This is a genomic window from Cupriavidus sp. D39 (genome assembly GCF_026627925.1).
GTDB classification, from domain to species: domain Bacteria; phylum Pseudomonadota; class Gammaproteobacteria; order Burkholderiales; family Burkholderiaceae; genus Cupriavidus; species Cupriavidus ulmosensis.
Window position 1 is genome coordinate 3,441,628 of the sequence record NZ_JAPNLE010000009.1, and the last position, 13,901, is coordinate 3,455,528.

The following is a 13,901-nucleotide window of genomic DNA, read 5'->3' on the forward strand; positions in this document are numbered from 1 at the left end:
GACGACAGACCTCGATGCTTACCGACGAAGCCCAAATGCACGAACGAGTGCAGCCCACAGCGGAGGAAGGCGGGCGGAACCTGCCTGGGGCCGATGGGGGTGCGGAGGCTGGCACGGCGGCTGTCGGGCAAACGAAAGCGCGGGCGCCATCGCTGATGGAGGCGGTGGTCGAGAAGGGCAACATGTGGCTGGCGTACCGGAAGGTGGTCAGGAACGGTGGCGCGGCCGGGGTGGATGCCCTGGCGGTGACGGCGTTGCGGGACTGGCTGAAGGTGCACTGGCCGAGCGTCAAGGCGGCGCTGCTGGCCGGCCAATACATCCCGCAGGCGGTGCGCGCGGTGGACATCCCCAAGCCTGCGGGCGGGGTGAGGACACTGGGCATCCCGACGGTGATGGACCGGCTGATCCAGCAGGCGCTGCTGCAAGTTCTCCAACCGATCTTTGAGCCGGGATTCTCCGAGTCGAGCTACGGCTTCAGGCCGGGGCGCAGCGCTCAGCAGGCGGTCTTGCAGGCACAGCGGTATGTGCGGGAAGGCCGGCGCTGGGTGGTGGACATCGACCTGGAGAAGTTCTTCGACCGGGTCAACCACGACATCCTGATGTCGCGGGTGGCACGGCAAGTGAGGGACGCCCGGGTGCTCAAGCTGATCCGGCGGTATCTGGAAGCGGGGCTGATGCGTGGCGGGATGGTCGAGGCAAGGAGGCAAGGCACGCCGCAAGGCGGGCCGCTGTCGCCGTTGCTGTCGAACATCCTGCTGACGGATTGGGACCGTGAGCTGGAAAGGCGGGGCCTCGCGTCCTGTCGTTACGCGGACGACTGCAATATCTATGTGCGTAGCAAGACGGCAGGACGGCAGGTGTTGGCTGGCATGACAGCGTTCCTAGCGGAGCGGCTGAAGCTGCGGGTCAACGAGGCCAAGAGCGCGTGTGCGCGGCCGTGGGCGCGCAAGTTCCTGGGCTATAGCCTGACAATGCACCGTCAGGCGCGGTTGCGCATTGCGCCGGACAGCCTGCAAAGGCTGAAGGAGCGTGTGCGGGAACTGGTGCGTCCGGGACGAGGAGGGAACCCGGCCCACACGATAGCAGTGTTGAATCCGGTACTGCGCGGGTGGATGGGGTACTTCCGCTGGACCGAAGGCAAGCGTGCGCTGGAGGAGTTGGACGCCTGGATCAGACGGCGGCTGCGCTGCTTATTGTGGCGGCAAGCCAAACGTCGTCGGACCCGGGTGGTGATGCTGCGTCGGCAGGGGCTATCGGACGAGCGAGCGTACAAGTCAGCCTACAACGGGCGCGGCCCGTGGTGGAATGCTGGCGCGATGCATCTGCGCGATGCCTTCCCGAAACGCTACTTCGACGCCATGGGGCTGGTCTCGCTGCTGGATACTCAGCGGCGCTTGCAGTCTCGTTCGTGAACCGCCGTATGCGGAACCGCACGTACGGTGGTGTGAGAGGGCTGAGGGGGTAACCCCTCACCCTACTCGATTGCGCCCAGCATGGGCGCACTCCTGTGGGTGCAAGTCCCACCGTAAGTTGATCACAGCGATCGAAGCGAAGCGCAACTGCGAAAGGGCGACCGATCGTGGGGAGGAAGCGTGGAGCGAAGCTGCGAGCCGAGGAACACGAACCGGATAGAAGGCGGTGCCGACCAGGACGAGCGGGCATGAAACCGCGAAGTTCTCGTGATCAAGGGGAGGCGGCGTAAATCCGGCGGTTGTGCAGCGAAGGAGTGCGTTCTTACCTGGGGAGATCTCGCCTCATGCCTGAAAGGGCGACGGCGTCGAGCCGGAGCGAGAAGTCAGCAGAGGTCGAAGTAGTTGGGGGTAGCGCCGGCAAGGCTCGAATCCGCCGACGAAGGACCGAACGAGAGGGAGTGTTCGAAGCCATGTCGATACCGAAGGCATTGCGTCAGAAGCCCGCGCGAGCGGGGCGGGAGGGAGTAGCGGGCGGTGAAGCCGGCCGTGAACCCGCCTGCGACGAAGCCGGCGGTCCGCGGCGGGGACCGGAGGACACGGGGTCGGCGCTGCTGGCAGCGGCGCTGACGCGAGAGAACCTGAAGCAGGCGTTCAGGCGGGTCCGCCGCAACAAAGGCGCCGCTGGCGTGGATGGTCTGGATATTGATCAGACCGCCCGCTATCTGGTGTCGGCGTGGCCGGAGATCCGCCAGCAACTGCTCAAGGGGACGTACCGGCCCAGTCCGGTACGGCGGGTAACGATTCCGAAGCCGGACGGAGGAGGCGAGCGCGAGCTCGGTATTCCGACGGTGACGGACCGGCTGATCCAGCAGGCGCTGTTGCAGGTGCTGCAGCCGATGCTGGACCCCACCTTCAGCGAGCACAGCTACGGCTTCCGGCCTGGGCGGCGTGCGCACGATGCGGTGTTAGCCGCGCAGTCGTACGTGCAGTCGGGGCGGCGAGTGGTGGTGGACGTGGATCTGGAGAAGTTCTTTGACCGGGTCAACCACGACATCCTGATTGACCGTCTACAGAAGCGCATCGGGGACGCCGGGGTCATCCGGCTGATCCGGGCGTATCTGAACAGCGGGCTGATGGATGGCGGGGTAGTGCTGCAGCGGTACGAGGGCACGCCGCAAGGCGGGCCGCTGTCACCGCTGCTGGCTAACGTACTGCTCGATGAGGTGGACAAGGCGTTGGAGCGTCGAGGTCATTGCTTCGTGCGCTATGCCGATGATGCGAACGTGTACGTGCGCAGTCGGCGGGCGGGCGAGCGAGTGATGGCGCTATTGCGGCGCTTGTACGGCAGCCTGCGCCTGAAGGTCAACGAGGCAAAGAGCGCGGTGGCGAGCGCGTTTGGCCGCAAGTTCCTCGGCTACAGCTTCTGGGTGGCCGCAGGGGGAGTGGTCAAGCGCAAAGTGGCAGTTAAGCCGCTGCTGACGTTCAAGCAACGCATCCGCGAACTGACTCGCCGCTCAGGCGGGCGGAGTCTGCAGGCAGTCGTGGATCGGGTGAGGCCATATGTTCTGGGATGGAAGGCCTACTTCCGGCTGGCGCAAACGCCCCAGGTCTGGCGCGAGCTGGACAAGTGGATGCGCCACCGGCTGAGGGCCATCCAGCTCAAGCACTGGCGCCGTGGTCGGGTCATTTACCGAGAGTTGCGTGCGCTGGGTGCTACAGCGGATGCCGCCAGGCAAGCAGCGGCGAGTAGCCGGTGCTGGTGGCGCAACAGCGGCGACACGCTGAACCGGGTCCTGACCATCGCCTACTTCGATCAGTTGGGCATGCCCCGTCTCACTTAACCTCAACCTCTCGAACCGCCCGGTGCGGACCCGCATGCCGGGTGGTGTGGCAGGGGCGCAGCCAGTGGGCTGCCCCCTATGCCGATTCCTGATGCCGTGTAACCGCTGTGTAAGCGAATTCTGTCAACGCGGCTTCCTTACAATCCACCCCGCCCCATTAAAATCTAGACGCTGCGCCTGGCAGGTGGAGGCTAAAGGCCACGGTGGCTAGTCAAAAAGTGGATGATGTGGTCTGGGTGCCCACCGTGTTCAGCAAGAACCGCGAACGGCTGATCAAGCACGACGCGGTAATCGAGTTCTTCAATGAAGTGTTGGCGACCACGAAAACGCCTGATCAGCTCAATTCACTGACTTTCGACTTGTTCGCCAAGGGTCCGCTTGTCCGTGTACCGGATCTAGGCTCCAGACCCACTCATGCAATTCCTGCCGACGCTGTAACTATGCGCAGATGGTGCCGGCCAGAATCCTCCCTGAATCCAAGCCGGTACCGTCAATCTCATGGCATGTGCACATAGTTGTGAACTGTGCATAGGGGTCGATCAGAGCCATCTGGCCTTGACCGCGACTACCCTACCGGGCCTGTACGGGATTTTGTGTGCAGGGCATAACATGTCGACAAGGAGCATGTAATGCCACGCAAACCAAAGGCCATACCCAGGGACCTTCCGACCATCCCTAAGGAGCTGATCGATCAGTTCGTTAAAGGTCCGATGACTGCTGAGGCGGTGCAAGACGCCGCCATGGCGTTCAAGAAGGCCCTGATCGAGCGGGCGATGGGCGCGGAGCTGGGCCATCACCTGGGCTACCCGGCGGGTGCCGAGCGCCCCGAGGATGCAACCAACCAGCGCAATGGCTCCAGCGCCAAGACCGTGCTTACGGACACGGGACCCTTGCGGCTGGCGATCCCGCGCGACCGCGACGGCAGCTTCGCGCCCATCCTGATTCCCAAGCACGACCGGCGTTTTACTGGCTTTGACGACAAGATCATCGCCATGTATGCGCGCGGCATGACGGTACGCGAGATCCAGGCGTTCCTGGTCGAGCAGTATGGCACTGAGGTGTCGCCCGCGTTCATCAGCTCGGTAACGGATGCGGTCATGGAGGAAGTCACCGCCTGGCAGGCCCGTCCATTGGAGGTCATGTACCCGGTCGTGTTCTTCGACGCGCTGCGGGTCAAGATGCGCGAGGATGGCGTCGTGCGCAGCAAGGCGGTCTATCTGGCGCTGGGCGTGCTGCCCGATGGCACGCGTGACATCCTGGGCCTGTGGATCGAGACCACCGAAGGGGCAAAGTTCTGGATGAAGGTGTTCAACGACCTGAAGACGCGAGGCACCCAAGACATCCTGATCGCGGTGACCGACGGCTTGAAGGGCATGGAGCAGGCCCTGAACGCGGTGTTCCCGAGCACGACACTGCAGACTTGTGTCGTGCATCTGATACGCGGCAGCCTGGACTACGCGAGCTGGAAGGACCGCCGTGTGGTGGCGGCCGCGCTCAAGCCTGTCTACACGGCTGCCACGGTTGAGGCCGCCGAGGCGGCGCTGTTGGCCTTCGAGCAAAGCGACTGGGGCAAGCGCTACCCACCGATTGCAGCCTCCTGGCATCGCGCCTGGGACCGGGTGATTCCATTCTTTGCGTTCCCGCCGGCCATCCGCAAGATCATCTACACCACGAATGCCATCGAGAGCATCAACGCGCAACTGCGTAAGATTATCAAGACCCGCGGGCACTTCCCGAGCGATGAAGCGGCCACCAAACTGCTGTGGCTAGCCTTGCGCAACATCACCGGCAAGTGGGGCAGCGCCACGCACGACTGGAAAGCCGCCATGAACCAGTTCGCGATCCTCTACGAGGATCGCTTCACACAACCCCATCGCTGAGATAGGATCAAAGGCCTGCCTGCCGGGCAGCCTGCCCGGCAGGCAGGTTTTTAGCCTTGCACACAAAAATCCTGACACCCCCACCCTACCTGCCTGGTTTCTGGTCCGCAGCCAATTGCCTCAGGGCGCCAATCATGATCCAAGGCTCATGGGGTACCGGGGTCACTCTTACTTCTTCCTGAAGATTCGTGCAGCCTTCCCCGGAAATCGGAGATCGCAGCCTGACGAAGGCCCTTAGCGGACCCCTATCCCTCCTCCGCTCTAACCTTCTCCAAATCCCGCGCAATCCGATCCCGAATCGGCGATGTATGCCCATGCTCCTCGTCCGTCTTCCCGGTGACAAGCCAGTACGCATACTGAGGCCACACCGCCCCAATAGCCTCCACCATCTCCTGGGTCACGCGTTGCTGATTGCGGCACGTGTTCTTCCAGCTATCTGACTTCACTCCGGTCAGTTCCTCCATGCGCTTGAAGCGCCGGTGTCCGCTCGCAACGAAATCTATCAATTCTTCTACCCGATCGCGCATTTCAATTGGGCTATTTAAGCGTTACTAGGTAAATTTAGCCTCATTCGCTGACTTCACTTGGTGAGCGAACGGGCGACTTGCGAACAGGGGCGGGCCGCCGTGCACGCACGTCGGTTGTCGCTTCTTCGTTCGCGACATCTTGGCGCGAGCCCACCTTGCAGCGCCGCACGATGGCGACCGCCGCTACTTGCCGTCCTTCTGTGAGGCGGCAAGTGTTGGCTCGCGCTGAGAATGATCAGCCGCATTATGGACCATGCGGAGGGGTCCTTGCGTCCCTCTGATTGTGGTGGAAGCCTTCGCCATGCCAGGAGCGGCCAATCTGCTCACGTCATGGCGTGTGTCGCTGTCGCGAATTTTTGAGCGCGCGCACCTGAGCCCATCTTCGACAGGAGGAATATTGGACTTGCCAATTTACTTCGGCCCGGAATCTGGTCAAACCGTCGTAAAAATTAGTGCCGCGCAGCACTTGTGTATGGCTGCCGCGCGCGATGACGTCTTTTCTCGCCTCCCGGTGAAGGGACTGCAGATCCTAAAGCCGTCACTCCTTTCGTATTGCGTGGCCTGTTCAATGACATGCCAGGTGGCGCGGAGACTGGGCCAGCGTTTTGGTCTTCGCGATCTAATGCTTGAGGCCCATCCGTCCGAGCTACACGCTGCATCGCCTGATCGCATTCCGGCTCCCGAGCAGCACAGGTTGACCTACCCTGTTGACGACCGTGAAAACGCGGCCACTCAAAGCTTCGCAACCGCCATCAACTCCGCAACCGTAACCTCTAGCGCAGTCGCAATTCTCAAGAGATGCATCACCCCCAGGTTCTGCCCTCCCCGCTCAACTGAACTCATATACGAGCGGTCGATGCCAGCCCGATGGGCGAGCTCTTCCTGGGACAGGTCTTGCCTGAGTCGGACTTCGCGGATCGCGTTGCCCAGTTGAACAAGAGGGGCGGCACCACCGTGCCTTGGGGAAGCTATTGGCATCTCGCCATGCTCGGTCTATGATGACGATAAGACCACGGACGATATTACCCAAGCGAGCCACGCTTTCACGTGAACAAGGCCTCTGAACACGCTCGTCAGATTTCGCGATATCGCTACCCGTGCGCATCGCTTCGGATGCCTCCGACACGCTGCCACTGATGGAGTCGCTGATGCCACAGCACGCACCTGAGACGGACCCCGCAGCCGCCATCCACCAAAGCTGCCACGAACTGTTGCGCGTCAGCGCAGGCCTTGAGTCTCTCCTGGTCCTGCTAGAGCTGCAGGCCGGCGAGCGCGCCGGCAATTGCGGCCTGCATGCCTTGCTGGCTCCGCTGAAGCAGCAGTTGGACCACGTAGTGGACCGGGTGCAAGCGCAGTACTGAGGTTCATCTGTTCTCCACACCTGCGTCGCGGCCCGCGAGGCCGGGGCCGGTGGGGATACACACACCGATCGAGGCAAAACTCGCTGTTGCCCCATGCTGGAGACGATGGTTGTTGAATCTGCCGATCGAAATTCTGGCGCCGGCATCCTTGCCGGCGCCGAACCGGAGCACACTCTCACCATGAGCGGCATGTTTGTCCTCTGGCAAACGGCACGCCACGCCGGCGATCTCGCCCGGACGGCCGCGCCGTACCACGCCCTAGGCGCCACCCTGGCGCAGCGGCCGTTTCGCCTTCCGGCTCCCCAGCAGGCTGCCGCGCTGCAACTGCAGGGGCTGGTGGCGGCCTACCTGCAATACCAGGAGGGCCAGCTGGCCCACTACCAGGCAGCCGTACAGTGCGTGGCCGCCTGTACCGCCTACTGGCAGGGTAGAGGCGCGCTGCCGTGCCATTGGCGCCGGATCCGCAACCAGGTGCTGCGCTTTGAATTCAGCCTGGCACCTCCACTGTTTCTGTCGAGCCGCGTCCACGCGGTCAGGCAGGAGTTAGATCCCTATATCTCACACTGTAGTCTGGGAGCATCGCTATGACGATCGGCCTAGCCGTCTTGGCCGTGGGCGTGCCCATCGCGGCCTTCTTCATCTGGGTTGCCCGGAACAGTCTTCGCGCACAGGAGGCGAAACGGGCGGAGCGCCGTGGGTGCAGCTGCCACTGCGGGCGCCGGCAGACCAGCGCCGACCACCAACTGCCTCCATAGCCCTCTGGCAAGAAGGACAGCCAAGGCTTATCGGTGTCAGATCCACCCCAGGGCACACTCGCCCGGCGCGAGCAGCGCAGTGCCCAGCGGGTGGGCTCCACTATCCCTCCCGTTTTCATGTCTTCTACCGTTCCTTCGCAACTTTCCTGAACCGTATCCGCGCAATATACGAAACGCCGCGTGGCAATTGGAAGAGTATCGGCTGTCCAAGGAGGACGCGGGTAGCACCGCCTTTTTTGTCATCGCGGGGCAACTTAGCGCTGGGGCACGGGACATCTTGTGCGAGCGCAACATTGGCTATTTCGACGCCAGTGGAAGTTTGTACTTCAAGCACAAGGACTGGCTGATCAACATCGATCGCCCGGCGAAACCTGTTTCGCCCCGGCGAGCGGGATCACTCTTCACCGGCGCGAGGGAGCAAGTCGTACATGCCCTGCTCCATTCCAACCAGAGATGGCTGACCGGACTCGAGATTGCTGACCTGGCCGAAACCTCCGCCTATACGGTGTCACTCACCCTGCGTGAATTGGAGCGCCTGGAGCTGGTAGAGTCCAGAGGCAGTGGGCGAACCCTGCGCCGGCGCCTTATACAACCAGGCGTGCTGCTTGATTTGTGGGCCGATGCCTGGCGCGTTCGGAAGGAACATAAAACCCGCTGGTTTGCGTACACCCGCAACCCGAATGCGATACTTTCGGCCATCACCGACAAGCTGGAGAGCGAGGCGCTAACGGGCTGGGCCTTCACCGGCACCGCCGCGGCGAACGCGGTGTCGCCACTGCTTACGCACGTGGAGAGCGCGGACACAATCGTTCCTCTCGGCAGCACGCCCGACTACGCAAAGGCGCTGGGGTTGCAGGAAGTCGAGAAAGGCTCGAATGTCACCCTCATCGAGCGTGGCGGTGCGAGCTCCCTATTCACCCGGGAACACTCGGATCATCCCTCGCACCTTGCCAGTGCGTTCATCATGTACCTGGACTTGCTGGACGGCCGTGGCCGCAACAAGGAACTCGCTTCGCAACTTCGCTCGGACATCCTGAAAATCTGACCTCATGGACTTCTCCAAACCGGCAACCGCCGACGGTTACAACGTAGAACACACCCTTGCGTGCGAACGGGCACCGATCGCCCTGCTCGGTAAACTGGTGAATCCCGAGCAACGCCAACGTGCGGCGACATGCCGCAGCAGCGGTCGATGTACACCTTCAAGACTTGAATCGGCGATCTATTTGCGTTCAGCCAGAAGCTTGCGGATGGCGGCTTCCGTTTCGGCATAGCGCCCTTCCCCAAAGTGCTGGTAGACGATGCGGCCCTCGGCATCGATCAAGTAGGTGGCAGGCCAATACTGGTTGTGAAACGCCGACCACGTGGCGTAGCTGTTGTCCTGCGCGACCGGATAGCGGATATCGAAGCGCTTGAGCGCCCGTTGTACGTTGGCGGTGGACTTCTCGAGCGGGTATTCGGGAGTGTGCACGCCCACGACGACAAGCCCCTGGTCCTTGTACTTCTCATGCCACTGCTTCACATAGGGCAACGTGTGGATGCAGTTGATGCAGGAGTACGTCCAGAAATCGACCAGTACCACCTTGCCGCGCAGCGCCTTCATCGAAAGCGGCGGCGAGTTCAGCCATTGGTCGATGCCGGCGAACTCGGGCGCTGCGCTGCCATCCGCAACAGTGGCGCTGAAGGCGGGCGCGCCCGTTCCGACGACATAGATGGCGGCAATGCCGGCGGCAACCAGGGCGGACAGTAGAAGTGTGCGCATGATTTCAAATGCTTCAAATGCAAGTGCGTAAGGAGTGGGAAGCCGTGCCAACGGCGCTGGCACGCTTGCGATCCGCCCGACGGCATCGGGCGGATCGCGGCACGGGTCAGACCAGATGCAGTTCGACGTGGATGTTGCCGCGCGTGGCTTTCGAATACGGGCAGAGCTGATGCGCCGCTTCAACCACCGCCTGTGCCACTTCCCGGTCGAGACCCGGCAGGCTGACGTTCAGGCGGGCCTGCAGGAAAAAGGCGCCGTCGGTGGTGCCGAGGTCCACCTCGGTATCCACTGCAAGGTCCGCTGGCAGCTTGATCTTCATCTGGCTGGCGGCGCGGCCCATTGCCCCGATAAAGCAAGCCGACCACCCTGCGGCAAACAGCTGTTCGGGGTTGGTGCCGGCGCCGCTGCTGCCCGGTGAGGACAGCTTCAGATCCAGCCGGCCATCGTTGCTATGGGCTTGGCCATCGCGGCCGCCGGTGACGTGGACCTTGCCGGTGTACAGGACGTTCTCGATGCGGGTCATGATGTTTTCCTTGAGATGGGTTTGCGCGGAGAATTGCGCGGCCGGAGATCGCTTCGCTTGTGCTCGGCATCGGGCCACGGAACGTATTAAAGGCGGTCGATGTATCAGGCGCGTAGCACGTCGCGGCCTGTTCTGTCTGGATGCGTATCCCGATTGCCGCGTGATACAGACGCATACAAAAATCCCGCGGCAAGTGGCGCAGACGCGGCGCAGGACGGCGCTGTCGGATGCGGCTTTGTATCGCTCTGTATCCGGTGGCCTGCCGGATACGCAACGTTTCAAATCAGAGGGTTCGGGAAACAGGCGCGATACGTCGCTCGCCAATACTTCCCATCGTCATCATTCCCAATGGAGAGAACCATGTCCGAACCGATCAATCAAAAACGGCGCCGCCTGTTTGGCACGGCCGCGCTCACGCTGGCCGCCGCGCCACTTGGCCTGTATGACCTGGCGCACGCGGAATCCGGCAAGACGGCGGCACGCCTGCCGACCGCACGCCCGGGTACGCATGCCCAATTCACGACGATCAAGCAGGTGACTGCCGGCGAACTCAATATCGGCTATGCCGATGCAGGTCCTGCCGATGGGCCCCCCGTCATCCTCCTGCATGGCTGGCCGTATGACATTCACAGCTTTGTCGACGTCGCGCCGGCGCTGGCGGCGGCGGGGTACCGCGTGATCGTGCCGTATGCACGTGGCTATGGCAGCACACGGTTCGTTTCCGACGCGACGGTTCGCAATGGCGAGCAGGCGGCGCTCGCGCTCGACACCGTCGCCCTGATGGACGCGCTGGGCATCGGCAAGGCGATCCTCGCCGGCTACGATTGGGGCGCGCGCACGGCATGCATCGTCGCGGCGCTCTGGCCGGAGCGCTGCAAGGCGCTGGTTTCCGTCAGCGGCTACCTGATCGGCAGTGTCGAGGGCAACCGAAAGCCGCTTGCGCCGCAGGCCGAACTCCAATGGTGGTATCAGTTCTATTTCGCCACCGAGCGCGGGCGGGTCGGTTATGAGCAGCACCGGCATGCGTTCACGAAGCTGATCTGGCAACTCGCCTCGCCGAGATGGAACTTCGACGACCGCACGTTCGATCGCAGCGCCGTGGCGTTCGACAATCCGGACCACGTGAGCATCGTGATCCACAACTACCGCTGGCGGCTCGGCCTTGCCGAGGGCGAATCCCGATACGCCGATCTGGAGCAGCGGCTTGCTGCGTTTCCGAGCATTGCAGTTCCAACCATCACGATGGAAGGTGACGCCAATGGCGCGCCGCACCTGGAACCGAGTGCCTACGCCAGCAAATTTTCGGGCAAGTATCAGCATCGGCTGATCACAGGCGGCATTGGCCACAACTTGCCGCAGGAAGCGCCGCAGGACTTTGTCAGAGCCGTGATCGACGCAGACCACCTCTGAGCGCAGGTTGCCTGGTCAGGCTCGTTGCCGGGAAGCGTGGCCAGGCTGCTTCGAGGTGGACAGCGACGCATTGAAACCGTGGCCCCGCCGGGCAACCGAGCAGGTCACTACCCTCCCCTTTGGTCAGCCTAGCCTGACGATCGCCGCCAGCCCGCCCCCTTCGCGGTTGCGCAGCTTGAGCGAGCCGCCAATGGCCACCGCAAGCTGATGTGCAATCGCCAGTCCCAGGCCGGAGCCGCCGGTCTCGCGGCTGCGCGAGCTTTCGAGCCGCACGAACGGCTGCAGCACGGCTTCGAGCTTGTCTTGCGGGATGCCCGTGCCGCGATCGAGCACCTCGATGATCACGGTGTCGTGCTCGCGGTCCACGCGCAGTTCCGCCGCGCCGCCGAACTTGATCGCGTTGTCGATCAAGTTGGTCAGGATCCGGCGCAGCGCATGGGGGCGCGTCACGATGGCGCCGCCGATGTTCTGCTGGATGGTCACCGCCTTGCCGATGTCCTGATAGTCGTAGGCCAGGCTCTCGATGAACGATCCGAGGTCGATTCTCGATGGCTTCTCGCCATCGCCATGCGTGGATCGCGCGTACGCCAGCCCTTCCTGCACGAGCCTTTCGATCTCGGCCAGGTCCTGCACCATCTTGCGCTTCTCCTCGGAGTCCTCTGCCAGCTCGGCGCGCAGTTTCATGCGCGTGATCGGCGTCTGCAGATCGTGCGAGATGGCCGCCAGGATCTGCACGCGCTCCTCGATGAACTGGGCGATGCGCTCGCGCATGGCATTGAACGCCCGCGCGGCGCGGGTCAGCTCGGCGGGGCCTGTTTCGGCCAGCGGCGGCGTCTTCATGTTGGGATTGAGCGTATCCGCGGCATCGGCCAGTGCCACCAGCGGCCTGATCGACACGCGTACGGCGAACCAGCAGCACCCGACCAGCAACAACAGTTGGATCACCAGCACATAGGGCAGCCACTGGGCGATCGGGAGCATGCGCGGATGCACGTCGATGGTCAGGGGCTGCCGTCGCTCAGCGTCAGGTGCGCCTGCACCTGCTTGCCGTCGCCTGGGATCGACTCCACCGTGACGGGAAAGCGGCCCTCGCTGGCTTGGGTGATCCGCTGGGCAATATCCTTGCCGCGTTGCGTCATCTCGGGCACGCCCGGCGAGCCCGGCCCCAATATGTATTGATAGTTGCCGCGATTCACGCGCGGCAGCCATTGCGCACGCTCGGCGGCGGGAACGCGGTCGAGGATGGCAATCGAGGTGGCCACGTCGGTTTCCAGCGTGCCGAGCATGACTTCGCGCGCTGTCATGTATCGCTCGGAGAACAGCACGCCAAACGACAAACCATGCGCGATCACCAGCCCGGCAAGCAAGATCAGGAACAGGCGCGAACCCAGCGAGCGCGGCCAGGGCCAGAGGCGCGTGCTCATTGTGCTCGTTGTGCTCATGGTGCTCATTGGCGGGCCTCCTTGATCTCCACCGGCATCGCAAGCACGTAGCCCTCGCTGCGCACGGTCTTGATGTAGCTGGGTTCGCGTGCGTCGTCTCCCAGGCGCTGGCGCAGGCGGCTGACCAGCAGGTCGATGGAGCGCTCGAACATGTCCGCCTCTCGGCCCTGTGTGAGGTTGAGGAGTTGATCGCGGTTGAGCACGCGCTGCGGATGGTCGACGAACACGCGCAGCAGCCGGTACTCCGCGCCGCTGAGCGTGACGATGGTGCCGTCGCTGTCGATCAGGTGGCGCGCGGTGGTATCCAATTGCCAGTGACCGAACGCGAGCATCTGCCCTGCTTCGGTGATCTGCAGATTGGGCGGCAGCATCCTGGTGCGGCGGAGCACGGCCTTGATGCGCGCCAGCAGCTCGCGCGCGGCAAAGGGCTTGGCGACGTAATCATCCGCGCCCATTTCGAGGCCGATGATGCGATCCGTTTCATCGTCGCGCGCGGTCAGCATCAGCACGGGCGTGGCCTTGTGCTTTCCGGCACGCAATTCGCGGCACAGCACCAGGCCGTCATCGCCCGGCAGCATCAGATCGAGCACGATCAGGTCGACGGCATTGGCCTCCAGGAACGAGCGCATGTGGCGGCCATCCGGCGCCACCGTCACGCGCAAGCCGTTCTTGGTGAGATAGGTCGAAACGAGTTCACGGATTTCCCGGTCGTCATCGACGATCAGGATATGGTCGACGTGCGATTCCATCGGGTTCACCTCGGTAGGATTGGGAATGTTCGGCCAGTCAGTTTCGTCGCCATTGTATGGGGCCTTCGGCCCCGCGTGTATCGCAATGTATCCGGGCGCCGCGCTGCCACACAGAGGTACAAACTCGCTTGTTTGCGGCACATGTTTGCGACACATCCGGGCGACATCCGCGGCGCCTGATCGAGGGCAACCCAGCCACGCCAACAGACCCGATCATACCTCTGCTGCTACTTGCTTGC

At 63.1% G+C, this 13,901-nt stretch carries 11 protein-coding genes and 2 pseudogenes; 8 read left to right on the forward strand and 5 right to left on the reverse strand.

All coding sequences use genetic code 11. From position 1 onward, the window contains the following. Nucleotides 1–14: 14 nt before the first annotated feature. From ltrA (OMK73_RS28155) to OMK73_RS28165, 4 genes and pseudogenes are all read left to right on the forward strand, one after another. Nucleotides 15–1,412 carry a group II intron reverse transcriptase/maturase gene (gene ltrA / locus OMK73_RS28155; protein ID WP_267602818.1) on the forward strand — a complete coding sequence of 466 codons (1,398 nt, stop codon included), beginning with the start codon at nt 15–17 and terminating at the stop codon, nt 1,410–1,412. Nucleotides 1,413–1,882: 470 nt separating this feature from the next. Next, on the forward strand, nt 1,883–3,253 hold the full coding sequence (ltrA, locus tag OMK73_RS28160) for a group II intron reverse transcriptase/maturase (RefSeq protein WP_267600714.1): 1,371 nt from the start codon (nt 1,883–1,885) through the stop codon (nt 3,251–3,253). Between the two features lie 218 nt (nt 3,254–3,471). Beyond that, a pseudogene (locus OMK73_RS39420) lies at nt 3,472–3,615 on the forward strand (IS5/IS1182 family transposase); the annotation flags it as partial. Nucleotides 3,616–3,882: 267 nt separating this feature from the next. Next, nucleotides 3,883–5,133: an IS256 family transposase gene (locus tag OMK73_RS28165; RefSeq protein ID WP_267604911.1), complete on the forward strand. Its 1,251-nt coding sequence runs from the start codon at nt 3,883–3,885 to the stop codon at nt 5,131–5,133. Nucleotides 5,134–6,392: 1,259 nt separating this feature from the next. Here the strand turns inward: OMK73_RS28165 and OMK73_RS28170 are convergent. Next, on the reverse strand, nt 6,393–6,638 hold the full coding sequence (locus OMK73_RS28170; RefSeq protein ID WP_267604912.1) for a helix-turn-helix domain-containing protein: 246 nt from the start codon (nt 6,636–6,638) through the stop codon (nt 6,393–6,395). A 119-nt stretch (nt 6,639–6,757) separates the two neighbouring features. Here OMK73_RS28170 and OMK73_RS28175 point away from each other — a divergent pair, with 119 nt between their 5' ends. The 3 genes from OMK73_RS28175 (at nt 6,758) to OMK73_RS28185 (ending at nt 8,821) form a co-directional block, all read left to right on the forward strand. After that, complete coding sequence (locus tag OMK73_RS28175; RefSeq protein WP_267604913.1) at nt 6,758–7,021, forward strand: DUF1484 family protein; 264 nt, start codon at nt 6,758–6,760, stop codon at nt 7,019–7,021. Nucleotides 7,022–7,114: 93 nt separating this feature from the next. After that, nucleotides 7,115–7,609, forward strand: a complete 495-nt coding sequence (locus OMK73_RS28180) for a hypothetical protein (protein ID WP_267604914.1) — start codon at nt 7,115–7,117, stop codon at nt 7,607–7,609. Between the two features lie 354 nt (nt 7,610–7,963). After that, a complete protein-coding gene (locus OMK73_RS28185) occupies nt 7,964–8,821 on the forward strand; it encodes a type IV toxin-antitoxin system AbiEi family antitoxin (protein ID WP_267604915.1) in 858 nt (285 codons plus the stop codon). Between the two features lie 177 nt (nt 8,822–8,998). Here OMK73_RS28185 and OMK73_RS28190 read toward each other — a convergent pair whose 3' ends face one another. Both OMK73_RS28190 and OMK73_RS28195 read right to left on the reverse strand, forming a co-directional pair. Next, nucleotides 8,999–9,538 carry a thioredoxin family protein gene (locus OMK73_RS28190; RefSeq protein WP_267604916.1) on the reverse strand — a complete coding sequence of 180 codons (540 nt, stop codon included), beginning with the start codon at nt 9,536–9,538 and terminating at the stop codon, nt 8,999–9,001. A 106-nt stretch (nt 9,539–9,644) separates the two neighbouring features. After that, nucleotides 9,645–10,061 carry an organic hydroperoxide resistance protein gene (locus OMK73_RS28195; protein ID WP_267604917.1) on the reverse strand — a complete coding sequence of 139 codons (417 nt, stop codon included), beginning with the start codon at nt 10,059–10,061 and terminating at the stop codon, nt 9,645–9,647. 360 nt (nt 10,062–10,421) lie between these two features. Here OMK73_RS28195 and OMK73_RS28200 point away from each other — a divergent pair, with 360 nt between their 5' ends. Next, entirely contained in the window at nt 10,422–11,471 is a 1,050-nt protein-coding gene (locus OMK73_RS28200; protein ID WP_267606544.1) for an alpha/beta hydrolase, read from the forward strand. 123 nt (nt 11,472–11,594) lie between these two features. Here OMK73_RS28200 and OMK73_RS28205 read toward each other — a convergent pair. Together OMK73_RS28205 and OMK73_RS28210 are read right to left on the reverse strand one after the other, a co-directional pair. Beyond that, a pseudogene (locus OMK73_RS28205) lies at nt 11,595–12,895 on the reverse strand (ATP-binding protein). A gap of 23 nt (nt 12,896–12,918) precedes the next feature. Further along, nucleotides 12,919–13,662 carry a response regulator gene (locus tag OMK73_RS28210; protein WP_267604918.1) on the reverse strand — a complete coding sequence of 248 codons (744 nt, stop codon included), beginning with the start codon at nt 13,660–13,662 and terminating at the stop codon, nt 12,919–12,921. Nucleotides 13,663–13,901 lie beyond the last annotated feature (239 nt).

Excerpts from the sequence above, each read along its gene's own strand:
- OMK73_RS28195 (WP_267604917.1), bottom strand. The coding sequence starts at position 10,061 with ATGACCCGCATCGAGAACGTCCTGTACACCGGCAAGGTCCACGTCACC.
- OMK73_RS28190 (WP_267604916.1), bottom strand. The coding sequence starts at position 9,538 with ATGCGCACACTTCTACTGTCCGCCCTGGTTGCCGCCGGCATTGCCGCC.
- OMK73_RS28210 (WP_267604918.1), bottom strand. The coding sequence starts at position 13,662 with ATGGAATCGCACGTCGACCATATCCTGATCGTCGATGACGACCGGGAA.
- OMK73_RS28180 (WP_267604914.1), top strand. The coding sequence starts at position 7,115 with ATGCTGGAGACGATGGTTGTTGAATCTGCCGATCGAAATTCTGGCGCC.
- OMK73_RS28200 (WP_267606544.1), top strand. The coding sequence starts at position 10,422 with ATGTCCGAACCGATCAATCAAAAACGGCGCCGCCTGTTTGGCACGGCC.
- OMK73_RS28170 (WP_267604912.1), bottom strand. The coding sequence starts at position 6,638 with ATGCCAATAGCTTCCCCAAGGCACGGTGGTGCCGCCCCTCTTGTTCAA.
- ltrA (WP_267602818.1), top strand. The coding sequence starts at position 15 with ATGCTTACCGACGAAGCCCAAATGCACGAACGAGTGCAGCCCACAGCG.
- OMK73_RS28165 (WP_267604911.1), top strand. The coding sequence starts at position 3,883 with ATGCCACGCAAACCAAAGGCCATACCCAGGGACCTTCCGACCATCCCT.
- ltrA (WP_267600714.1), top strand. The coding sequence starts at position 1,883 with ATGTCGATACCGAAGGCATTGCGTCAGAAGCCCGCGCGAGCGGGGCGG.